The organism is Ruegeria sp. AD91A, from assembly GCF_003443535.1.
Classification (GTDB): domain Bacteria; phylum Pseudomonadota; class Alphaproteobacteria; order Rhodobacterales; family Rhodobacteraceae; genus Ruegeria.
This window is the reverse complement of sequence record NZ_CP031946.1, coordinates 3,318,415-3,336,907: the sequence shown is the minus strand read 5'-3', so window position 1 is coordinate 3,336,907 and position 18,493 is coordinate 3,318,415. Positions and strand designations below refer to the sequence as shown.

General features: G+C 56.1%; 20 protein-coding genes. 8 read left to right on the top strand and 12 right to left on the bottom strand.

What is annotated here, in order from left to right; genetic code table 11:
* Nucleotides 1–141: 141 nt before the first annotated feature.
* The 3 genes from D1823_RS16740 to D1823_RS16730 all read left to right on the top strand — a co-directional run bounded on the left by D1823_RS16740 (nt 142) and on the right by D1823_RS16730 (nt 2,783).
* The gene (locus D1823_RS16740; RefSeq protein WP_117871995.1) at nt 142–429 is read left to right on the top strand and encodes a hypothetical protein; all 288 of its coding nucleotides are present in this window, start codon (nt 142–144) and stop codon (nt 427–429) included.
* Complete coding sequence (locus D1823_RS16735; RefSeq protein ID WP_117871993.1) at nt 401–1,102, top strand: helix-turn-helix domain-containing protein; 702 nt, start codon at nt 401–403, stop codon at nt 1,100–1,102. Before D1823_RS16740 ends, D1823_RS16735 begins: the two co-directional genes overlap by 29 nt.
* Nucleotides 1,103–1,208: 106 nt before the next feature.
* Entirely contained in the window at nt 1,209–2,783 is a 1,575-nt protein-coding gene (locus tag D1823_RS16730; protein WP_117871991.1) for a DUF427 domain-containing protein, read from the top strand.
* Nucleotides 2,784–2,883: 100 nt separating this feature from the next.
* Here the strand turns inward: D1823_RS16730 and D1823_RS16725 are convergent, their stop codons facing one another.
* The 6 genes from D1823_RS16725 to D1823_RS16700 form a co-directional block, all read right to left on the bottom strand.
* A complete protein-coding gene (locus D1823_RS16725) occupies nt 2,884–3,678 on the bottom strand; it encodes a DUF1217 domain-containing protein (RefSeq protein WP_117871989.1) in 795 nt (264 codons plus the stop codon).
* Nucleotides 3,675–4,076 carry a flagellar biosynthesis repressor FlbT gene (flbT, locus tag D1823_RS16720; protein ID WP_117871987.1) on the bottom strand — a complete coding sequence of 134 codons (402 nt, stop codon included), beginning with the start codon at nt 4,074–4,076 and terminating at the stop codon, nt 3,675–3,677. The genes D1823_RS16725 and flbT overlap by 4 nt, the downstream gene beginning before the upstream one ends.
* Nucleotides 4,076–4,450 carry a flagellar biosynthesis regulator FlaF gene (flaF, locus tag D1823_RS16715; RefSeq protein ID WP_117872950.1) on the bottom strand — a complete coding sequence of 125 codons (375 nt, stop codon included), beginning with the start codon at nt 4,448–4,450 and terminating at the stop codon, nt 4,076–4,078. The genes flbT and flaF overlap by 1 nt, the downstream gene beginning before the upstream one ends.
* Before the next feature lie 77 nt (nt 4,451–4,527).
* Complete coding sequence (locus D1823_RS16710) at nt 4,528–5,739, bottom strand: flagellin (RefSeq protein WP_117871985.1); 1,212 nt, start codon at nt 5,737–5,739, stop codon at nt 4,528–4,530.
* 209 nt (nt 5,740–5,948) lie between these two features.
* Nucleotides 5,949–6,308 (bottom strand): flagellar biosynthesis protein FlgN, encoded by a 360-nt coding sequence (locus D1823_RS16705; RefSeq protein WP_117871983.1) that lies wholly within the window; start codon nt 6,306–6,308, stop codon nt 5,949–5,951.
* Nucleotides 6,298–6,573: a rod-binding protein gene (locus tag D1823_RS16700; RefSeq protein WP_117871982.1), complete on the bottom strand. Its 276-nt coding sequence runs from the start codon at nt 6,571–6,573 to the stop codon at nt 6,298–6,300. The genes D1823_RS16705 and D1823_RS16700 overlap by 11 nt, the downstream gene beginning before the upstream one ends.
* Nucleotides 6,574–6,683: 110 nt before the next feature.
* Between D1823_RS16700 and D1823_RS16695 the strand changes: the two genes are divergently transcribed.
* From D1823_RS16695 to D1823_RS16685, 3 genes are read left to right on the top strand one after another with little or no spacing between them, the layout of a single operon-like run.
* A complete protein-coding gene (locus tag D1823_RS16695) occupies nt 6,684–7,907 on the top strand; it encodes a flagellar hook-length control protein FliK (RefSeq protein WP_117871980.1) in 1,224 nt (407 codons plus the stop codon).
* Nucleotides 7,908–7,910: 3 nt separating this feature from the next.
* Nucleotides 7,911–8,573 (top strand): flagellar hook capping FlgD N-terminal domain-containing protein, encoded by a 663-nt coding sequence (locus tag D1823_RS16690; RefSeq protein WP_117871977.1) that lies wholly within the window; start codon nt 7,911–7,913, stop codon nt 8,571–8,573.
* A gap of 53 nt (nt 8,574–8,626) precedes the next feature.
* Complete coding sequence (locus D1823_RS16685) at nt 8,627–9,493, top strand: aminoglycoside phosphotransferase family protein (protein WP_117872949.1); 867 nt, start codon at nt 8,627–8,629, stop codon at nt 9,491–9,493.
* Nucleotides 9,494–9,502: 9 nt separating this feature from the next.
* Here D1823_RS16685 and D1823_RS16680 read toward each other — a convergent pair whose 3' ends face one another.
* From D1823_RS16680 to D1823_RS16660, 5 genes are all read right to left on the bottom strand, one after another.
* Nucleotides 9,503–10,804, bottom strand: a complete 1,302-nt coding sequence (locus D1823_RS16680; protein ID WP_117871975.1) for an FAD-binding oxidoreductase — start codon at nt 10,802–10,804, stop codon at nt 9,503–9,505.
* Entirely contained in the window at nt 10,801–11,619 is an 819-nt protein-coding gene (locus D1823_RS16675) for an ABC transporter permease (protein ID WP_117871973.1), read from the bottom strand. The genes D1823_RS16680 and D1823_RS16675 overlap by 4 nt, the downstream gene beginning before the upstream one ends.
* Nucleotides 11,616–12,506, bottom strand: a complete 891-nt coding sequence (locus D1823_RS16670) for an ABC transporter permease subunit (protein ID WP_117871971.1) — start codon at nt 12,504–12,506, stop codon at nt 11,616–11,618. Before D1823_RS16670 ends, D1823_RS16675 begins: the two co-directional genes overlap by 4 nt.
* A complete protein-coding gene (locus tag D1823_RS16665) occupies nt 12,506–13,633 on the bottom strand; it encodes an ABC transporter ATP-binding protein (protein ID WP_117871969.1) in 1,128 nt (375 codons plus the stop codon). Before D1823_RS16665 ends, D1823_RS16670 begins: the two co-directional genes overlap by 1 nt.
* 76 nt (nt 13,634–13,709) lie before the next feature.
* Complete coding sequence (locus tag D1823_RS16660; protein ID WP_117871967.1) at nt 13,710–14,795, bottom strand: polyamine ABC transporter substrate-binding protein; 1,086 nt, start codon at nt 14,793–14,795, stop codon at nt 13,710–13,712.
* Nucleotides 14,796–14,935: 140 nt separating this feature from the next.
* Between D1823_RS16660 and D1823_RS16655 the strand changes: the two genes are divergently transcribed.
* Nucleotides 14,936–15,619, top strand: a complete 684-nt coding sequence (locus D1823_RS16655; RefSeq protein ID WP_117871965.1) for a GntR family transcriptional regulator — start codon at nt 14,936–14,938, stop codon at nt 15,617–15,619.
* 77 nt (nt 15,620–15,696) lie between these two features.
* Complete coding sequence (locus D1823_RS16650; protein WP_117871963.1) at nt 15,697–17,094, top strand: aspartate aminotransferase family protein; 1,398 nt, start codon at nt 15,697–15,699, stop codon at nt 17,092–17,094.
* 52 nt (nt 17,095–17,146) lie between these two features.
* Here D1823_RS16650 and D1823_RS16645 read toward each other — a convergent pair whose 3' ends face one another.
* Nucleotides 17,147–18,463: a lytic murein transglycosylase gene (locus D1823_RS16645; protein ID WP_117871961.1), complete on the bottom strand. Its 1,317-nt coding sequence runs from the start codon at nt 18,461–18,463 to the stop codon at nt 17,147–17,149.
* Nucleotides 18,464–18,493 lie beyond the last annotated feature (30 nt).

Below are 18,493 nucleotides of genomic sequence, written 5' to 3'. Positions count from 1 at the left end.
GACGGAGCGCGTCCTGATTGCCCTGACATTGGGGGCGGCCGGCTCAGACAAGCAATAACCGCCCGGTGTTATCGGATATCAGAGGCCGCAAACCCCTTGGGTTATTGAATATCGCAGTAACTCATGCGCAGGATGCGGCCTATGAAACAGATACTCTCTTCTCTGACCTTTACGGTCCTGATATCGCTTGGCTCCACCGCGTCTGCCGCGGATTGCTACGCGGATTACAAGGCTAAGAAAGACAATCCACTGCGTCTGCATTACGGAGTCATTCAGGTCTCGAACTGCGATAAGGGCCAGGCCCGTGCAGAAATCGCCCAGCGCCTGCGCGCGTCAGGCTGGACCTTGCTTGAAGTGCAGTCCGTTTTCGGGCCGGAAGGGTTGGATCAGAGGAAGGGCAATGCCGGACAATTCTATCTCCGTTTCTGATGCGCGTCGGTCTGGTGTCAGGCTGGTTGTGCTGGGCATCGCGGCTATTGTCGCCATTCTGATCACCGCCGCGGTTTTCCTTTTCTGGACCCTGCCCGACGCCAACGCATTCAACGCGCGGGTCGAGCGATTGTTCGTAGAGGCCGATCTGACCTCGCAAACTGAAATCCGGTTGCTTGAAATTCTGGCCCAGTCTGGCACCGCCTTCGCGGACACCCTGTCCAGTTATCGGATGGTGATCTTCGTGTTGCTGGTTTTCGCCAGTGCGATGATGGTCTCGGCATTGGTCTTTCTGGTAATGCTGGTTCTGCTGAACCGGCGCATGGCGCAAATCGAACGCACCGGCATTCAAGTGACATCCCTGCTGATCAGCCGCGAAGAAAATACTGTCTACCTCAACAACATGGATTTCAAACTCACACCTGCCGCCATGGAAACCCTGTCGGTTCTGGCTGAATCCCGGCTGGATGACGAGGTATTGTCCGGTGCCCAGATCGAAGCCATGATTTCCGGCCGCAATGCAGCCGATTGCGACGAAGCTGCGGGCGCGACGCGGATCAAACGGTTGCGGGATGCGCTTGGCAACCAGATGGTCAGTGAGCTTCTGGTCAAGAACATCGCCAAAAAAGGCTATATGCTGTCCATCGAAAAAGACGTCATACAGATGGTCTGAGCCTTGCTGTGTGACCGTATGCCTTGGCACTTTTCCCTTCGCCGCCTCTTGGAATGTGCGATGCAAAGCCCCATTCTAGAACAACCCCAGGCAAGGGAGGTCGCATGTGAACGTCCACGCCGCACCAAAGATCAATGGGTATGGAATATCGGTTGAATCGCTGAATGGCAGAATTGCCATTTACCGAAACGATGTGCTTTTGGCTGAAAGTACAAATGCCAAGGTGATGTATGAAACGCGCCTGCCCCCCACGATCTATGTTCCCCGCGCGGATGTCTGTGTTGATCTGAGCGAAGAAACAGACCTGCAAACATTCTGCCCGTTCAAAGGCACTGCCACTTACCACGACATCAATCTGGGTTCCGAAAATCTGGCCAATTCTGTCTGGGCCTATGAAGAAGCCCTGCCTGAAAGCGTGGCCATACAAGGCTGCATAGGGTTTGTGCCCGGCGCCTATACGAAAATCGATTTGGGCGAAATCCACCTTCGCGAACCCGATGACGGTAGTATCAGCGGGCCGCTGATCGATTGGCTGATGCGTGGTGCTTCGACCGCGACAACACCCGAGAGCTTTACCAAAGCGTTGGCTGAGAAGATGCTGGAGCATGGCATCGCGATACAACGGCTGAGCATTCTGGCCTGGTCTCTGCACCCGCTTATCGCGGGAAAGCACTATATCTGGGAAAAAGATGAAGACGAGATTCTGACCCGGGCCCCGACATACGAAATCTATGACCACCCGGCGTTCATCAACAGCCCTTTGCGACATGTCTCGAACGGTCTGGGTGGCGTGCGGCAAAGGTTGAACGATGAGAACCCGCATAACAGCTTCCCGATCATGGAGGATTTGCGGGCCAAGGGCGCGACGGATTACGTGGCCATGCCCTTGCCGTTCTCCGACGGGCGCACCAATGTTCTGACGCTAACCTGCGATCACCCGGACGGGTTCACTACCGAAAATCTGGGCCTTGTATTTGAATGTTCCTCTGTCATTGCCCGTTTCTACGAAGTGTTCATGCAGCGCGAAAACGCGCAGGTCCTGCTGGAAACCTATGTCGGCAAACGTACCGGCGCGCGTGTGCTGGGCGGCGAAATCAGGCGGGGTGACGGGGATGAGATCGACGCCGCAATCATGTTCTGTGATCTGCGCAATTCAACAAGCCTGGAAGAGAAGCTGGGCCGGGGCGAGTATATCAATCTCCTGAACGAGTTCTTTGAAACAGTCTCGGGTATTGTTCATGACAATAACGGAGAAGTTCTGAAATTCATCGGCGACGCTGTGCTGGCCGTTTTCCCGGCAACGGACGAGAATGCCAGTGCAGCCCGCACCAATGCCCAGCGCTCGGCGATCAAAATCGTAGAAACTTTGGGTGAGCTGCGCAAAGAAGGCACAGACGTGCATTGCGACTGTTCAATCGGCGTCGCTTATGGGCGTGTCACCTACGGCAATGTGGGGTCTCGTGAACGCCTTGACTTCACAGTTATCGGTCAGGCCGCGAACATCGCAGCGCGTTTGGGAGAATTCGGCAAGACGCAGGGGCACCGCATTGTCGTTTCCGAAGACATCGAACCGGCCTGTTCCAACGCCGTGCCGCTGGGCGACGTCAATCTGCACAATGTGTCCCAACCCGTCAGATCTTATGCTTTACGAACAGCAGCCGATGAGATTCTGAACGGTTGAGGCCTTCCGTTTGCAGTGCTTAAGAAAAACAGGTTTTTCGATTGACGTGATGCCGTCGCGACTAAGCCCCATCAACGAAGTCGATCCGAGAACGTCCGATTCAAACAGCTCCCAGCAAGATCAATGCCGTCTGCGCTGGCGAGATCGTATTCTGAAGCTGGGCAATCTGGCTTCTGGCTAAATAAGTGTCGGTCAGTTTCTCAACGGAGTCTGGATTCGAAAACTGTGCCAGATCCTCCGAGCCAGTCAGTTTGAGCAACCTGTCCTTAAACTCGACCAGCTGCTTGTCAATGTCCAGCTGCGCAAAAGACGACGGCAAACCAAGTGCGGTTTCCATCATGCTGCGTAAGGGTGGCAGCCCCATCAGATCGAACCACTTTGTATCTGCGCTGGAGGCGCTTTTGGCGAGATCCGAAAGCTCCCGTTGTGCATAGAGCGAAATACGTATCGTCTCATCTGATGCGCCAACAGCAATTTCAAACCGGGCGGTCAAATTGGCCTGAGCGATTTGATCCATGTTTGAAGCCAGCGCCGTTTTGCGGACAGCGCCGGGACCAAATCCAAAGGCATCCGAAAACTCCCGGTATCGTTTGTCTGCCAATCGATTGGACAACGCGTCATCCGCCTGAGTACCATCCTCAAGGATTTTCTGTATGAAAAACCGGTTTTCCACATCTCCTTCCAGCCCAAACGCACCCAAAGCGACCTGCAACAACCTGCGATCCGACACCAGCTCTTTGGCGGATTGAATTTTTCCGATGTTGTCAAGAAAGTACTTGGTCTCTCTCTCATTCACCGCTGAAGACGAAAAACTCTGGAACTGGCCCACATAGGTACGTTGCAAGAACCGCCAGCCCACGATCCCGCCGCTTGGGATGACTGGTTGAAATGTCATTGCTGATAAGCCATCAGCCGCTCTTCCCGTGGCAGAAGCGAGCGAAGGGATTTGAGGCATTTGTAATAATGCTCCGCGACCAGGGCATCAGTGGCTTCGGCCAATACCCGTCGGCTATCAGCGTCCGTAAAAACCTGGCTCAGCTCTTCCACGCGCCGCAACAGTTGCTGACGCGCTTGCCCCGGCTCCATGTCGCCGGACAATACAAGCTGAGCAGCATAGCAGACGCGGCGCACTGGCGTGTTCACTTCGTCAGGATGAATCGCGTCCCGCAGTCGCAGTACATTGGCCTGCGGCGTCATGATCGAAAAACGGCCGCGACGATCCCCGTTCTCGATCACAACTCCGTTGATCAGAACCCTTTCTTTCGGGGCAAGCTTCAGGACCAGACCGCTCATCAAGATGCCCTCATCTGGCGCAATCCGCGCAGTACGGCTGTGTTGATTTCCACTAACGGTTCAACGGTTGCGCCGTCTCCCAAAACTCGGCTGCTGTGTTGCTCGGTGAATTCAGCAAGGTAGAAGATTCTGGCTCTCAGGTCGTTGGGCAGCGCATTATTGGAATCGGCGACACCAGTTGCCAGCACCCCCCATAGCCGCCGGTTTTCGTGTATGGCCTGAACAAATGCCGAAAAGTCCGTTGCCTTTTGTGCAGTTGCCGCCTTCAGGCGCCGTGTGATCCTGGAAATCGCTTCGTATTCCGAATCGCGAGGCGTCCGCGTTGGCGCGGCGGTTTGCGCGTAGGTTTGATGGGCTAAGGCTTGTGGTGTCACTTGAAATCCTTCCAAAGAACCGTCTTCAGGCAGTCATTGATGGGGCGCGAAAACCGCGCCCCAACCGGTTTCGCGATTTAGCGGAACAGCGACAGTATCGATTGCGGCGCCTGATTGGCGATCGAAAGCGATTGTGTTGCCAGCTGTTGCTGAACCTGAAGTGCCTGAAGCCGCGCGGACGTCTCTTCCATGTCCGCATCGACCAGCGAGCCAATACCTGACTTGAACGAGTCGGACAGGTTCGAGATGAACTCTTTCTGAGTTTCGATCCGGCTTTGGGAGGAACCGAAAGCAGCTGATGCGTCGATCGAAGCATCGATCAGCGACTCAACGGCAGCCAGGGCAGCGGTCGCACCCGCGCCGGTCGAGACATCAATACCGGCCAGCGGGCCCAGACCACCTGCACCGGCATTCACGAATTGAGCAGAGAACGAAATGTCAGAGCCCGTACCGTTGGTGACAGACAAGGTTCCGGCGGTGCCTGAGTCATAGTCTACGGTCAGACCGGTAATCCCAAGCTCTTCAATCTTCGATTTCAATCCAACGGCAACCAGATCACCGGTTGTTGTCGCAGCAGCGTCTTCGGCAGACACGGTATAGGATACAACCTGATCGTTAATCGCGACGACGACCTTGTCGCCGGCAGCAAAGGCACCGCTGGATTCGTCGGTGACGAGCGCCGTTGCAGCGGTCGCGCCGTTGTCGATGGTTGCGCCAACGCGATCGTTGCCTGTCGATGCGCCGGTCGAACCGTCAAAGACCTGCTTGGTGACATAACCGCCGGTTGACAGGTTCTGCCCTGCAACGGTGATCGACGATGCGGTCACGGCCCCGGTATTGTCACGATCCAACGACGCCAGAACCGAAGCGGAACCGGCAGAGCCGTCAACCAGGTTCAGGCCATTGAACTGCGCTGCGCTGACAACGGACGCGATCTGATCTTTCAGAGCAGTCACGTCATCATTGATTTTGCCTCGATCAACGTTGTCTTCCTGCGCGGCGACGATCTTGCCTTTCATCTGTGTCAGCAGATCAGTGACGGTTTCCGCGGCATTTCGGGCAACGGCGACGGTCGATTCGCCAAGCGCCAGGCTGTCCTTGATGGCATTGAAACCTTTGACGTCCGACTCCATCACTTTGGAAATCGCCCATACTGCCGAGTTGTCCTTGGCCGTTGCGACGTCCTTGCCAGTCGAGATTGCGTTCTGGGTCATCGCCAGGTTTTTATTGACCGACTTGAGAGTTTGCAGCGCAACCATCGCGCCATTGTTTGTCAGAATGCTGGACATAGCTTTCATCCTTTTCCGTTCGGGCCATTTTGCCCATTTTCACCCCGCACTATTTGCAGGCATTGGTGTCTTTCTGACCTGTGCGACGCGCCGCGTGGCCGTTCGCGCCACCTGCTGATTTCAGGTGCAGCACCACTTTTGAACCCGATCCCCTAACGGAGTGCTAAAACGCGCAATCCAGAAATTTCGGATTTGAATCAAACTTCTGCCTACGCCCGCTTTTCCAGCTTTGCAGTGTTACGAACCGTAAATTCACTCCGCTGCCCGTCTGCACCATAGGTGCTGAATTCCTGACGAACACGCCGCAGTTCAGCCATTCGGCTGGCGACTGCTCGGATGCCTTCAGCCGCGCTGTTCAGCAGCGCCTGATTACGTTCGGCTTTCTGTTGAACGCGAATCAGTGCCTCGCTTTCCAGCACCTGAAGATCATTGATTGCGCCGATCAGCTTCTCTTTTTCAGGCGCCATGCTGGACAAACGGTCCAGATCCCCCTGCACAAGTGCGACACGTTCCAAATCCAGGACTTCTTCCAAAGACTTGATCAACACTGTATCAGCCTTAGACGTCATCGGTTTTCTCCATCAGTGACTTGAACAGAATTTCGGAAAGGCCCACGCCACCGGACCGGGCCAGTTGCTGCGCCTGATGTTGAACAAGCATCGAAGAAAACTGATCTTCACCTGCGCCACCAGAAAAGGACTGGCGGGTCTTGCCCAACCCGGCAGATTTCAGCATTTCACCTAGAAACGCGGCTTCCAGCTCTATGGTCACATCTTTCAGTCGGGTTTGGGATGATGGTGATTGAGATACGTGAGGAAGGGTGGAAACCTTCATGGCTTTCTCCGAATTTGCCTCGAACTTTCTCGATCAAAGGCGAAAGCGGTTAAAATAAACGTAACTTCCTGCAGGCAGTGTTCCGACCAGACACACGGAGCCGGAGCAAAATGCCCAACCCCTTAACGCTGGCGAACGCAACGCCGACTTCAACCGAGAAAGCCGCCACATCTCGTAAAGCTCCGGGCCAAAACACTGGCCCAGAGTGCTTTCAGGACGTCCTCGGACAAGAGGTCGGTGCCACTGGCCTTCCTGAAGGCGAAAACTCTGCCATCAATTCCGAGCTGACAAATGTCGAAGCGGAGCCCGAGCCTGTGCCGGGGACAACGGCCGAGGCATCAGCAGCGGCCCATCCCTCCCCGATTTCAGAACACACCGGTGAACAGCAAATCCGTTCTGCATTCCTCGAAACCCCCGGCTTAGACGAGATAACGATGGTGCCGGTTCAGATTGCGGAGGCAAATCAAACACCCTCAAAAATACCGGATCAACCACAGGTATTGGTATCAAAAGGATTGTCCCTGCAAAGCGACTCGTCTTTCCCGGTTCCGCCGCTCTCGCAGAAGGCGGAGGATCCGACGCCCCAACCTGCGCAAATGACAAACATGACCGAAAAAGGCCAAGTGTTTGATCAGCTGGTAAAAACCAAAGGCACGGTCGAACAAATGGGGGGCATCCCGCGTCCTCTGGACCCTGAAAAGAAACTGTTGCCCGAAGTGAACATTCTCACGCCTAAACCACCAACGCCTAACCGGGCGCCCTCGGTGGCGCAGCTTCAGCTGATGGCAACTGCTGTTGAATTCGAACCGGTGGCACCCGTTGTCGAGGCTGAGGCCCTGCATGCCGCCAGAGAGGAACCTTTGCCGCTGACCTCACGCGATTCTGTGCCTCAACTCACGAGTCCGTCTTCTGCCGCCCGAGCAGAAATCGCCCGGGCGATGGCTGGTCAGCTGGCAGCAGCGGTCCAGACACGTACCGGATCAGGAGCAACGGAAATTGCGCTGAATCCGGAAGAGCTTGGGCGTGTTTCCATTGTTCTGAATGGCCGGGAGGACGGCCTGCAAATCACTATTGCGACCGAGCGTCCGGAAACCCTCGAATTAATGCGACGTCATTTATCTGTTCTGACAGAAGAGTTTCAGAAACTGGGCTATGGGGATCTGAGCTTTGATCTGGGAACCTCTTGGGGTTCTGGCGCACATCAAAAGGGTGCAGACGACCCAGACACCCAATCCCCATCACGTTCAGAAGCTGCGCCGCACGAACGGATCGATCGCACAACTTCCCATCCACAGAATCTGGCCTCGGGCCGGGGCATCGACATGAGGTTTTGACCAATGATTACGCCTGTCAACACCACGCAGCCCGTTGCGGATCAACAAAAGGCCGGGGCATCACAGAAGTCTGCGATTACTTCGGACTTTGAGACATTCTTGCTGATGCTAACGGCGCAGGCAAAGAATCAGGATCCGTTGGAGCCGATGGATTCGACCGAGTATGCGTCTCAGTTGGCGCAGTTCTCGATGGTCGAGCAACAAGTCCAGACCAATGACCTCTTGTCCACCTTGGCCAACGCATTGGGCGGTACGAAACTGAACGAACTTGCAAGCTGGGTGGGCATGGACGTCCGCTCAACCTCGGCCTTTCACTTTGAAGGCCAGCCGGTGACACTGTTTGCTCAGGCCGACCCTGATGCGGACGCAACCAAATTGGTGATCCGCGACAGTGACGGTACGGTGATCGATAAAGTCACTGTGCCCACGACGACTGAGGAGTTTGTTTGGGCGGGGGTGGATTCTTCAGGCAATCCAATGGCATCAGGCAACTACACTGCAACCCTTGAATGCTACAAAGGCGATGAGTTGCTCTCCGAGAAACCTGTCGCCACCTACGGTCGCGTCATCGAAGCACAGGTAGGCGTCGATGCTGTTTTATTGACCCTGCAAGGCGGTCAGGTAATTCCCGCAACTCATGTCACTGCGGTCAGAACTGGTGCTTGATCTACCGGGCCGGACAGGCCAAAGCTTGGCAAATCGACTCGCCAGAAAAAGTGATGGAACCTCTGCCCAACCTGTCTGCCCCCCCTCGAGATCTGGTTGACCATCTCCATGCGCAAGCATTGGTCAACGCACATCCTCGGTTCGAGACCTTGTACGGCGGGCGCACCAACAGGGTCTGGAAGGTCAAGGGCCGCGCAAGCGACAAGGTCCTGAAACTCTACAGCACAGCATTGCGCAATCCATTGTTTCGAAATGATGCAGAGTTGGAAGTCCAATGCCTGAAGGCGTTTGGCACCACTGGTTTCGTGCCAAGGCTGCGTGCCACAGGGCAATACAATGAAGCCAGTTGGGTGTTTTACGACCACGCACCGGGAGCACCCTGGCGGCAGGGGTCAGCCCAGGTCGGTGCCTTGCTGCGCAAGCTTCATTCCCTGTCCATCGCCGTCCAGGCGCCAGTCGGATGCAATGGCAGCGAAGACTTGCGAGCTCATGGAAACAGAATTCTGCAGGGCTGTACGTCAAACACGCGTGGCAAACTCGCAGATTTGCAACCTTCAACCTCTGTCACACCTACGGAACAGACTTGTCTGATCCATGGCGACCCCGTGGCAGGTAACATCCTGGTGGCGACCGGTGGTCTGACTTTGATCGACTGGCAATGCCCAGCCCTTGGCGATCCTTGCGAAGACCTTGCGCTCTTTTTGTCGCCTGCGATGCAGCAACTTTACCGAGGCTCACCGCTGTCGAAGAAAGAGGAAGACCAGTTTCTTTCCGCCTACGGCAGACCCGAAATCGTCGCGCGCTATCTACAGCTCAAACCGTGGTATGCGTGGCGCATGGCAACGTATTGCCTCTGGCGCGCCGAAAATGGTGCGCCCGACTATGTGACAGGGTTGAATTTGGAAACCGCAATTCTGTAACGCCCCGCCTCATCGCAGGTCGGCCAGCGCCAGCATGGCGTAGGCTGGCGGCATGAGCACACGGCGCCAGCGACCCAATGGAAACTGACCTGGTTTTTGCGTCATCACGGCTGGCGGCCCAGCGTCCTGCCCCAGAACCAAGCGCGCCAATGCTCGACCACAGTACGTGCCCATGGCGACGCCATTGCCGTGATATGCAAACCCGGCAAACATCCCTGGTTGTTCCGGAACGGGGCCGACGAAAGGTGTCAGGGCCCGTGACAGGCACACCAAACCGGACCAGATATGAGTGACCTCGACCGTCGACCAAGCAGGAAACATATGTTTGAAATCCTGCTGGACCTTTTGCCGAATGGCCGCTTCAGCCACGGCCGATGACCGCAAGCCGCCTCTCATCCCAAACAGAAAGCGCCCGTCAGGCATCAGGCGAAAATAGTGCAACAGATTGCGCGTATCATAGCACATCTGATCCGTAGTCCACCCTTGTGCCACTTGCTCGGCTCGACCAAGGGGACGCGTTACCATAACGGTCGACTGTGCAGGCATGTATCGTCCGGACATCCAGGCCGGGATATCCTCGCTGGAATATCCGTTGGTACACACCAACACCGCCTGCGCTTTGACTGGCCCGCTCTGCGTTTGCAACACAAAGCCGGACGCCGTTTTTTCAACGTTCAGAACCGGGGATTTCTGGAACAGATATGCGCCCATTGCTTCGGCGGCTCGGGCAATCCCGAACAGATATTTGCGGGGATTCAATCCGAAACCGATCGGCGAAGTGTAGGCACCATGAAACGCGCCACCCATGCCCTTCGCAGGCAGGTCTCCGGCTTCGTGCAGGGTTCCCGTCTCGTCGGCATTCCGGCGCAACACGTCCATTGCCCTTTTGGAATGCGCCATTTGGGTTTCCCCGTTGGAGTGGGTATCCGCATCGATTTGATGCTGCGCCAACAGATCAGCGACCAGTTGAACCGCTGCCTGTTCCGCTTTCGCATAGTCCCGAGCGGCGTCGCGGCCAAATCGACGCTCCATGGATTCGTGGCCAAGTTTTGAACCCCCAAGACAGCAAAACCCACCATTGCGGCCCGAAGCACCCCACCCCGGCGCGCCAGCTTCGAACACCGCAACCGAAGCGTTCTTAGCCAAATGCAGGGCAGCAGAAACGCCTGTAAATCCGCCACCGATGATGGCCACATCCACATGCATGCCGCCTTGAACCTTTGGCCAATCCGGGCTGGCAACAGTTTCGTCCCACCAGCAGCCGTCGCGAGGTTCGCTGCCATAGGCGTAGTCTGGAAATATCCGCTTCATTCGGTGCGCGCTGCGGCCATTTCGTCCTGCTGCTGCCGCACCATCGCGCGTTTGGTCACAAGCGAAGCCGTGATTACCCCGACTGTCACCACAGCGATCATGATCGTCGACAGCGCGTTGATTTCCGGGCTGACGCCAAGGCGCACGGCCGAGAATATCTTGATCGGCAATGTCGTTGCCGACGGCCCCGAAGTGAACGATGCAATCACCAGATCATCAAGTGACAAGGTGAAGGCCAGCAACCAGCCCGAGATTACCGCAGGTGCGATGATCGGCAGGGTGACAAGACGGAAGGCTTGCGCGGGCGAGCATCCAAGGTCCAGCGCAGCCTCTTCCAGCGAGCGATCAAAAGTTATGAGGCGCGAGGATACGACAACCGAAACGAAACACATCGAGAAAGTCGTGTGTGCCAGAACGATGGTCAGAATACCCCGATCCAGGCCGATGCCGATAAACAGCAGTAGCAACGACAGGCCGGTGATCACTTCAGGCATCACCAGCGGCGCATAGATCATGCCGGAAAACAGTGTCCGGCCAAAAAAGCGCCCACTGCGGACCATCACGTAAGCGGCGGCCGTTCCCAGAATCGTAGCCAGCGTCGACGAAAAGACCGCGACCCGGATCGTGACCCAGGCGGCATCCAGAAACGCCTCGTTCTGAAGAAGCTCTCCGTACCACTTCGTCGAAAACCCGGCCCAGACCGTGACCAGCTTGCTTTCGTTGAAGCTGAAGATGATCAGGATGATCATCGGGATGTAAAGAAAAGCAAATCCCAGCGTCAGCGAAACCGTGTTGAACCAACTTAATCTGTTCATCCCTCTGCCTCCGCCTGTTTCTGCTGGTTGCGCTGAAACAGCACGATAGGAATGACGAGAATCAGCAGCAGTACGATGGCCACCGCACTTGCAACCGGCCAGTCACGGTTCGAAAAGAACTCTTCCCACAGAACCTTGCCGATCATCAGCGTACCCGAACCGCCCAGAAGTGATGGGATCACGAATTCACCAATCACGGGGATCATCACAAGGAAACACCCCGCGATGATGCCAGGCTTGGACAGTGGAATGGTCACCAGCCAGAAGGCCTGAAAACGAGAACATCCCAGATCCTCCGCCGCCTCGATCAGCGATCCGTCCATACGCTCCAACGCCGAATAGATCGGCAGGATCATGAAGGGCAGATAAGTGTAAACGATGCCAATATAGACGGCGGTCGAAGTGTTCAGGATCGTCAACGGGGTCGAGATTATACCGGTCCACAGCAAAATCTGGTTGAGATACCCTTCGTTCGACAGAATACCCATCCACGCGTAAACCCGGATCAGGAATGAGGTCCAGAAGGGCAGGATAACCAGCATCATCAGTGTCGGTCGCCATTCCTGAGGTGCCCGGGCCATACCGTAAGCCATTGGGTAACCCACCAACAGGGTCAGGAAGGTCGAAATCAAAGCGATCTTCACGCTGGACAGGTAGGCTTTCCAATACAGGTCGTCTTCCGTCAGCCAGACATAGTTCTCGAAGTCCAGTTGCCCGAAGAAATCTGTGATCCCCGTCCAGCCAGCGGACAGGTCCAAAGTTGGCGTATAAGGCGGGATGGCCAGGGCGATGTCCGACAGCGAAATCTTCAGAACGATGAAGAACGGCACCAGAAACAGCGCCAACAGCCAGACGTAAGGAATGGCGATCAGAATGGCACGGCGCATCAGTTGGCCAGCAGAACCGCAGCCGTGGCTGTCCAGGACAGCCAGACTGGGTCTTCCCAGGTGAACGAACGACGCGAGATGCGACGGGTGTTGGCCGTCTGTGCCTTGATGATCGTGCCGTTTGCCAATTCAACGTGATAGGTGGACAGATTACCCAGATAGGCAATGTCGTGAACCTTGCCCTGAACAGCGTTGACCGCATCAACGGGCCGTTCGGCAGAGATCGTCACTTTCTCGGGGCGGATCGCCAGATGGCAGGACTGACCGTCTGAGAAACCAGCAGGCGATGATGCCGTCAAAGGTGCCTGACCTTCGGCCCAAACGATCTGGTAGGCGTCCTCTCCGGATGGAGTGGCGCGGCCTTCGATGATGTTCACATCTCCTATGAAATCAGCGACATAAACAGATTCAGGGTTTTCATAGATGCGATCCGGTGTGGCCACTTGCTTTAACTGGCCCTGATCCATCACCGCGACACGGCTGGCGACTGTCATAGCCTCTTCCTGATCGTGGGTGACGATGACGAAGGTGGTGCCCGTCTTCTCCTGAATATCCATCAGCTCGAACTGGGTATCTTGTCGTAGTTTTTTGTCCAGCGCACCCAACGGTTCATCCAGCAGCAGAAGCTTGGGCGCTTTGGCCAATGAGCGCGCCAGTGCCACGCGCTGCCTCTGACCACCCGAGATCTGATGGGGTTTGCGACGGGCAAACTGTTCCAGCCGGGTCAGGCGCAGCATTTCTTCCACCCGGTCTTCCAGATCGTGCTTGGGCATGTTGTCCCGTCGCAGACCAAAGGCGATGTTTTCCCAGACACTGAGATGCGGGAACAGGGCATAGGACTGGAACATCATGTTCACGGCCCGCTTGTTTGGCGGGATGGGGTCGATATCCTGCCCGCCCAGCAGGATATGGCCTTCGGTCGGGGTCTCGAACCCGGCCAGCATCCGCATCATCGTTGTTTTGCCGCACCCTGAAGGGCCGAGCAAAGCAAAGAATTCTTTTTCGAAGATATCCAGCGACAGGTTGTCGATCGCGGTGAACTCACCAAAGCGCTTGGTCACGTTCTGGAACTGGATCAGAGGTTTCGCCTGTGGGTCTTCCCACGGCGCAAAGAAATCAGAATTCAAAGCAGCCCCCGCATGGTCAGTTTGGACAATAGTGCGGCGGGGCGGTCTGGTTACCGCCCCGCGCTTATAAACCGGATCAGGTGCCTGACTTGATCTTGGTCCAAAGACGGGTCACGACCCGCTGTGTTTTCGCGGGGTACGGAGTCGTAATGTACAGGTTTTGCATCGTAGCTTCATCCGGATATATTGCCGGATCACCGATCACGTCTTCCTCAAGAAACTCCTGAGACGCCTTGTTGCCGTTGGCGTAGTACACATAGTTGGACGCAGCGGCCATGTTGTTGGCATCCAGAATGAAACTCAGGAACTTGTGCGCACCATCTGGATTCGGCGCGTCGGCAGGAATTGCCATCTGGTCGAACCACATCAACGAGCCTTCTGCGAACGGATGATATTCGATGTTCACACCGTTGTCGGCTTCGGCCGCGCGATCCCGCGCCTGCAGAATATCTCCGGACCAACCCACAGCTACACAAATATCACCATTTGCCAGCGCGTTGATATATTCCGAGCTGTGAAACTTCTGGATGTAGGGACGAACGCTTGTCAGAACGTCTTCGACCTTCTTGATCACTTCCGGGTCGTGGCTGTCGGGGTCTTCACCGATGTACTGCAAGGCCATCGGTATCATTTCGGCTGGAGCATCAAGGAAATGAACGCCACACGAGGCCAGCTTTTCCATGTTCTCCGGTTTCAGAACCAAATCCATGCTGTTCAGGGCCACGTCGTCACCCAAGACTTCTTTGACTTTGTCGACGTTCACACCGATGCCCGTCGTTCCCCACATGTAGTTGATCGAGTAGGCATTGTTCGGATCATACCCTGCGGTGCGTTCCTGGATCACGTTCCACAGATTTCCAGCATTCGGCAACATGGCCATATCCAGTTCCTGAAACGCGCCCGCCTGAATCTGGCGCTGCAGGAATGTGCCCGATGGCACCACCACGTCGTATCCCGAACCACCGGCCAGCATCTTGGTTTCCAGAACCTCGTTGCTGTCGAACACATCGTAGATCAGAGTCAGACCGGTTTCTTCTTCGAATTTGCTCAGCAATTCTTCGTCGATGTAGTCGGACCAGTTATATACACGCACCTCTTCGGCGAATGCCGCCGAAGTCCCCAATGCGATGACCGCTGTCATGGTCAGCGTTTTGATTGTCATATTCTTCTCCCTGCAAGTGTACGGCTATTTTCCCGTTTTTTTAGATTTGATCAAGTTTTGCGTTTTTCCTCGATCCAGCGTATGGTTTCACGAGGTCTGTCACCTGACAAGTCAGGGTTAGTCGAAATAGGAAGAACCAATTGGATTTGATCAAAAATAAGGCATCTGCGTCGACAATCGACAATGGGAAACAGCCCGCGCATGAGCAGGTTTACCAAAAACTCAGATCACAGATCCTGTTCGGGGAATTGGTTCCTGGTCAGCCTGTCACGATCCAGGGCCTGACTGATTCGCTTGGCGTTGGCATGACCCCGGTACGCGAAGCCATCCGCCGGTTGATCTCGGATGGAGCATTGGTGTTTCAAGGCAATCGGCGCGTGAGTGTTCCGCTGCTTTCACCAGGTGACATCCAGGAAATGATATTTGCGAGAACCGCAATAGAATCAGAGCTTTCAAGGCGCGCGACGTCGAATCTGCAAACCGAAGATATTGATCATCTGGAGCGTCTCGACATGCATCTGGACCGAATGATAGCCGACGGAGACGTGGGTGGATATCTGCGCCTGAACCAGGCGTTCCACGAAACCTTGTATTCACACGCAAACGCACCGATTCTTAGCGATCTGGCCGAAAGGCTTTGGTTGCGGTTCGGTCCGTCGCTGCGTGTCGTATGTGGCCGATTCGGGACTCAAAGCCTGCCGGATCGACACAAGGATATCATTGCCGCTTTGCGCAACGGAGACGCCGAAAAAGCCGCAAAAGCAACGACACAGGACATTGAGCAAGGCATGGAATTGATGGCGGACGCCCTAACTTCCACCTAACTCAACCCGATTCGATTGACAGCAGTGAATTTGATCATATTGTGAACCGCAACTGCGTTCTTGTAGGAGATTCTCCGATGTCCACCATAACCAACCATATGCCGACCGCCGAATTGCAGGCGCTGGATGCGGCGCATCACATCCATCCTTTCTCGGCCAATGGCGCGCTGGGACAGGAAGGGGCACGCGTGATTACACGCGCCAGCGGAGTTTACCTGACCGACAGCGAAGGCGAGGAAATTCTGGACGCTATGGCAGGTCTTTGGTGCGTCAATATCGGCTACGGCCGTGATGAGCTGGCCGATGTCGCCGCGCGTCAGATGCGAGAACTGCCCTACTACAACACCTTCTTCAAGACGACCCACGTGCCCGCAATCGCACTGGCCGCCAAGATCGCCGAGCTGGCACCGGGTGATCTGAACCATGTCTTCTTCGCAGCCGGCGGGTCCGAGGCCAACGATACCAACATCCGCCTTGTACGCACCTATTGGGCCGAGAAGGGGCAGCCGGACAAGAATATCATCATCAGCAGGAAAAACGCGTATCACGGGTCTTCCGTCGGGTCGGCTTCGCTGGGCGGTATGGCAGGCATGCACGCGCAGGGCGGCATTCCGATCCCGAACATTCACCACATCAACCAACCGAACTGGTGGGCCGAAGGCGGCGACATGTCGCCCGAAGAGTTCGGACTGGCCCGCGCGCGCGAGCTGGAAAAAGCCATTCAGGAACTGGGTGAAGACCGTGTTGCGGCCTTTATCGCCGAGCCGGTTCAGGGCGCGGGCGGTGTAATCGTGGCGCCGGACACATACTGGCCGGAAATTCAGCGTATCTGCGATAAATACGATATCCTGCTGATTGCCGACGAAGTGATCTGTGGGTTCGGCCGTACCGGCAACTGGTTCGGATCCGAAACCGTGGGCATCAAACCGCATATCATGACCATCGCCAAGGGGCTCAGCTCGGGCTATGCACCGATCGGCGGGTCCATCGTGAATGACGAGATTGCCGAAGTCATTGGCGGCACCGAATTCAATCACGGTTACACCTATTCCGGCCATCCGGTCGCGGCTGCTGTGGCTTTGGAAAACCTACGTATCCTCGAAGAAGAGAAGATCGTCGAGCATGTGCGCGATGTTGCTGCCCCCTATCTGAAAGAGAAATGGGAAGCCCTGGCCGATCACCCGCTGGTGGGCGAGGCGAAGATCGTTGGCATGATGGCGTCCATCGCATTGACCCCCGACAAAGCCAGCCGCGCCAAGTTCGCGTCCGAGCCCGGCACGGTCGGCTATATCTGCCGAGACCGCTGCTTTGCCAACAATCTGATCATGCGCCATGTGGGCGACCGTATGATCATCTCGCCGCCGCTGATCCTGACCCCGGCGGATATCGACGAAATGTTCGTGCGCATTCACAAGTCGCTGGACGAAGCACAGGCAGAGATCATCGCTCAGGGACTGATGAAAGCCGCATCCTGAAATCAGAACGGGCTTTTTCAAGGGGGCGACCCGTTTGGATCGCCTCATTTTTCTACCGAAGTCGCTGCAAAAGTTCCGCAGTTGGATAGCCGTCCGGCATCAAGCCCCGCGCCAGTTGGTAAGCGCGGACCGCATTGATGGTGTTCGGCCCAGTGCGCCCATCGATACCCTTCGTATCAAACCCGGCCTGGGTCAGCCGGGTTTGCAACTCTTTTTTCTCGGTGAAGCTCAGCGCCCGCTCACCTCGGGGCCAGTCGGACTGAAACGGTTCACGACCCGCAAGCCGGTCGGACAGATGTCCGATACCGATCACATAGGCATCGGCACCGTTATAGGCCTCGATCACGCTGAAATTGTCAAAAATCATCAGCGCTACGCCCTGCCCCCCTGCCGGAAGCAGAATCGCCGCCTTCCCATGATCCGGCACGGCTTGGCCGTTCCCGGCCACTACACCCCGAGCGGCCCATGCAGACGGCAGCAGGGTATAGTCACGACGGGCTACCGCGTAATCGAAATCGGCAGGCAAGCGCACCTCAACGCCCCAGGGCTGCCCCTTTTTCCATCCGTGCTGCGCCAGATAGGACGCGGCCGAGGCCAGAGCATCCGTTGGGTCGTCCGACCAGATGTCACGCCGACCATCGCCATCAAAATCAACCGCGTGATCTAGATATGAGGTCGGCATGAATTGCGTGTGCCCCATCGCGCCTGCCCAGCTGCCCAGCATATTTCCGGCAGTGACATCCCCTGCCTGCACGATCCTCAGGGCGGCGATCAACTGAGTTTCAAAGAACTGCGCCCGCCGCGCATCAAAGGCCAGTGTCGCCAGGGAACTCAGCGTCCGGTTGCTGCCACGATAAGAGCCGAAAGATGTTTCCAGCCCCCAGATTGCCGTGACCACTTCCTTTTCAACGCCATATTCAGCCTCGATTTGCTTCAACACCTGCCGATGTTGCTGCATGGCGACACGACCATTGGAAACGCGCGAGTCCGAGACTGCGGAATCCAGATACTCCCAGATCGGTTTCGAGAATTCCGCCTGATTGCGGTCTCGTTTCAGGATATCCTCGTCAAAGGTCATGTCCGAGAACACCCTGTTCAACGTTTTTTCCGTTATGCCCTGCTGTTGCGCGCGTTTCTGAAACGCACCGAGCCAGGCCTGAAACCGTGCGCTCACTGCCGCGGACACCCGCAAAGCCTCAACGGCCGGGCGCGGGACCGGACGGATCGAAACCGTCACATCCGCCGAGGCCAGCTGGATCGTTTCGCCGGTCACTGCACTGTCTGGCCATTTCGTGTTTTCTGATGTTTCCGCCTGCACTATGGATGCCCACAATGCGACGGTCATAACGCCGCCTACGCATTTATGCATTCCGATTTTTCCTGATTACTGCTCAACCTC

What these genes read in the sequence shown, in the direction of transcription:
- D1823_RS16740 (WP_117871995.1), top strand. Translation starts at nt 142, where the DNA reads ATGAAACAGATACTCTCTTCTCTGACCTTTACGGTCCTGATATCGCTT.
- D1823_RS16735 (WP_117871993.1), top strand. Translation starts at nt 401, where the DNA reads ATGCCGGACAATTCTATCTCCGTTTCTGATGCGCGTCGGTCTGGTGTC.
- D1823_RS16725 (WP_117871989.1), bottom strand. Translation starts at nt 3,678, where the DNA reads ATGACATTTCAACCAGTCATCCCAAGCGGCGGGATCGTGGGCTGGCGG.
- flbT (WP_117871987.1), bottom strand. Translation starts at nt 4,076, where the DNA reads ATGAGCGGTCTGGTCCTGAAGCTTGCCCCGAAAGAAAGGGTTCTGATC.
- D1823_RS16710 (WP_117871985.1), bottom strand. Translation starts at nt 5,739, where the DNA reads ATGTCCAGCATTCTGACAAACAATGGCGCGATGGTTGCGCTGCAAACT.
- D1823_RS16705 (WP_117871983.1), bottom strand. Translation starts at nt 6,308, where the DNA reads ATGACGTCTAAGGCTGATACAGTGTTGATCAAGTCTTTGGAAGAAGTC.
- D1823_RS16700 (WP_117871982.1), bottom strand. Translation starts at nt 6,573, where the DNA reads ATGAAGGTTTCCACCCTTCCTCACGTATCTCAATCACCATCATCCCAA.
- D1823_RS16695 (WP_117871980.1), top strand. Translation starts at nt 6,684, where the DNA reads ATGCCCAACCCCTTAACGCTGGCGAACGCAACGCCGACTTCAACCGAG.
- D1823_RS16690 (WP_117871977.1), top strand. Translation starts at nt 7,911, where the DNA reads ATGATTACGCCTGTCAACACCACGCAGCCCGTTGCGGATCAACAAAAG.
- D1823_RS16685 (WP_117872949.1), top strand. Translation starts at nt 8,627, where the DNA reads ATGGAACCTCTGCCCAACCTGTCTGCCCCCCCTCGAGATCTGGTTGAC.
- D1823_RS16680 (WP_117871975.1), bottom strand. Translation starts at nt 10,804, where the DNA reads ATGAAGCGGATATTTCCAGACTACGCCTATGGCAGCGAACCTCGCGAC.
- D1823_RS16675 (WP_117871973.1), bottom strand. Translation starts at nt 11,619, where the DNA reads ATGAACAGATTAAGTTGGTTCAACACGGTTTCGCTGACGCTGGGATTT.
- D1823_RS16670 (WP_117871971.1), bottom strand. Translation starts at nt 12,506, where the DNA reads ATGCGCCGTGCCATTCTGATCGCCATTCCTTACGTCTGGCTGTTGGCG.
- D1823_RS16660 (WP_117871967.1), bottom strand. Translation starts at nt 14,795, where the DNA reads ATGACAATCAAAACGCTGACCATGACAGCGGTCATCGCATTGGGGACT.
- D1823_RS16650 (WP_117871963.1), top strand. Translation starts at nt 15,697, where the DNA reads ATGTCCACCATAACCAACCATATGCCGACCGCCGAATTGCAGGCGCTG.
- D1823_RS16645 (WP_117871961.1), bottom strand. Translation starts at nt 18,463, where the DNA reads ATGCATAAATGCGTAGGCGGCGTTATGACCGTCGCATTGTGGGCATCC.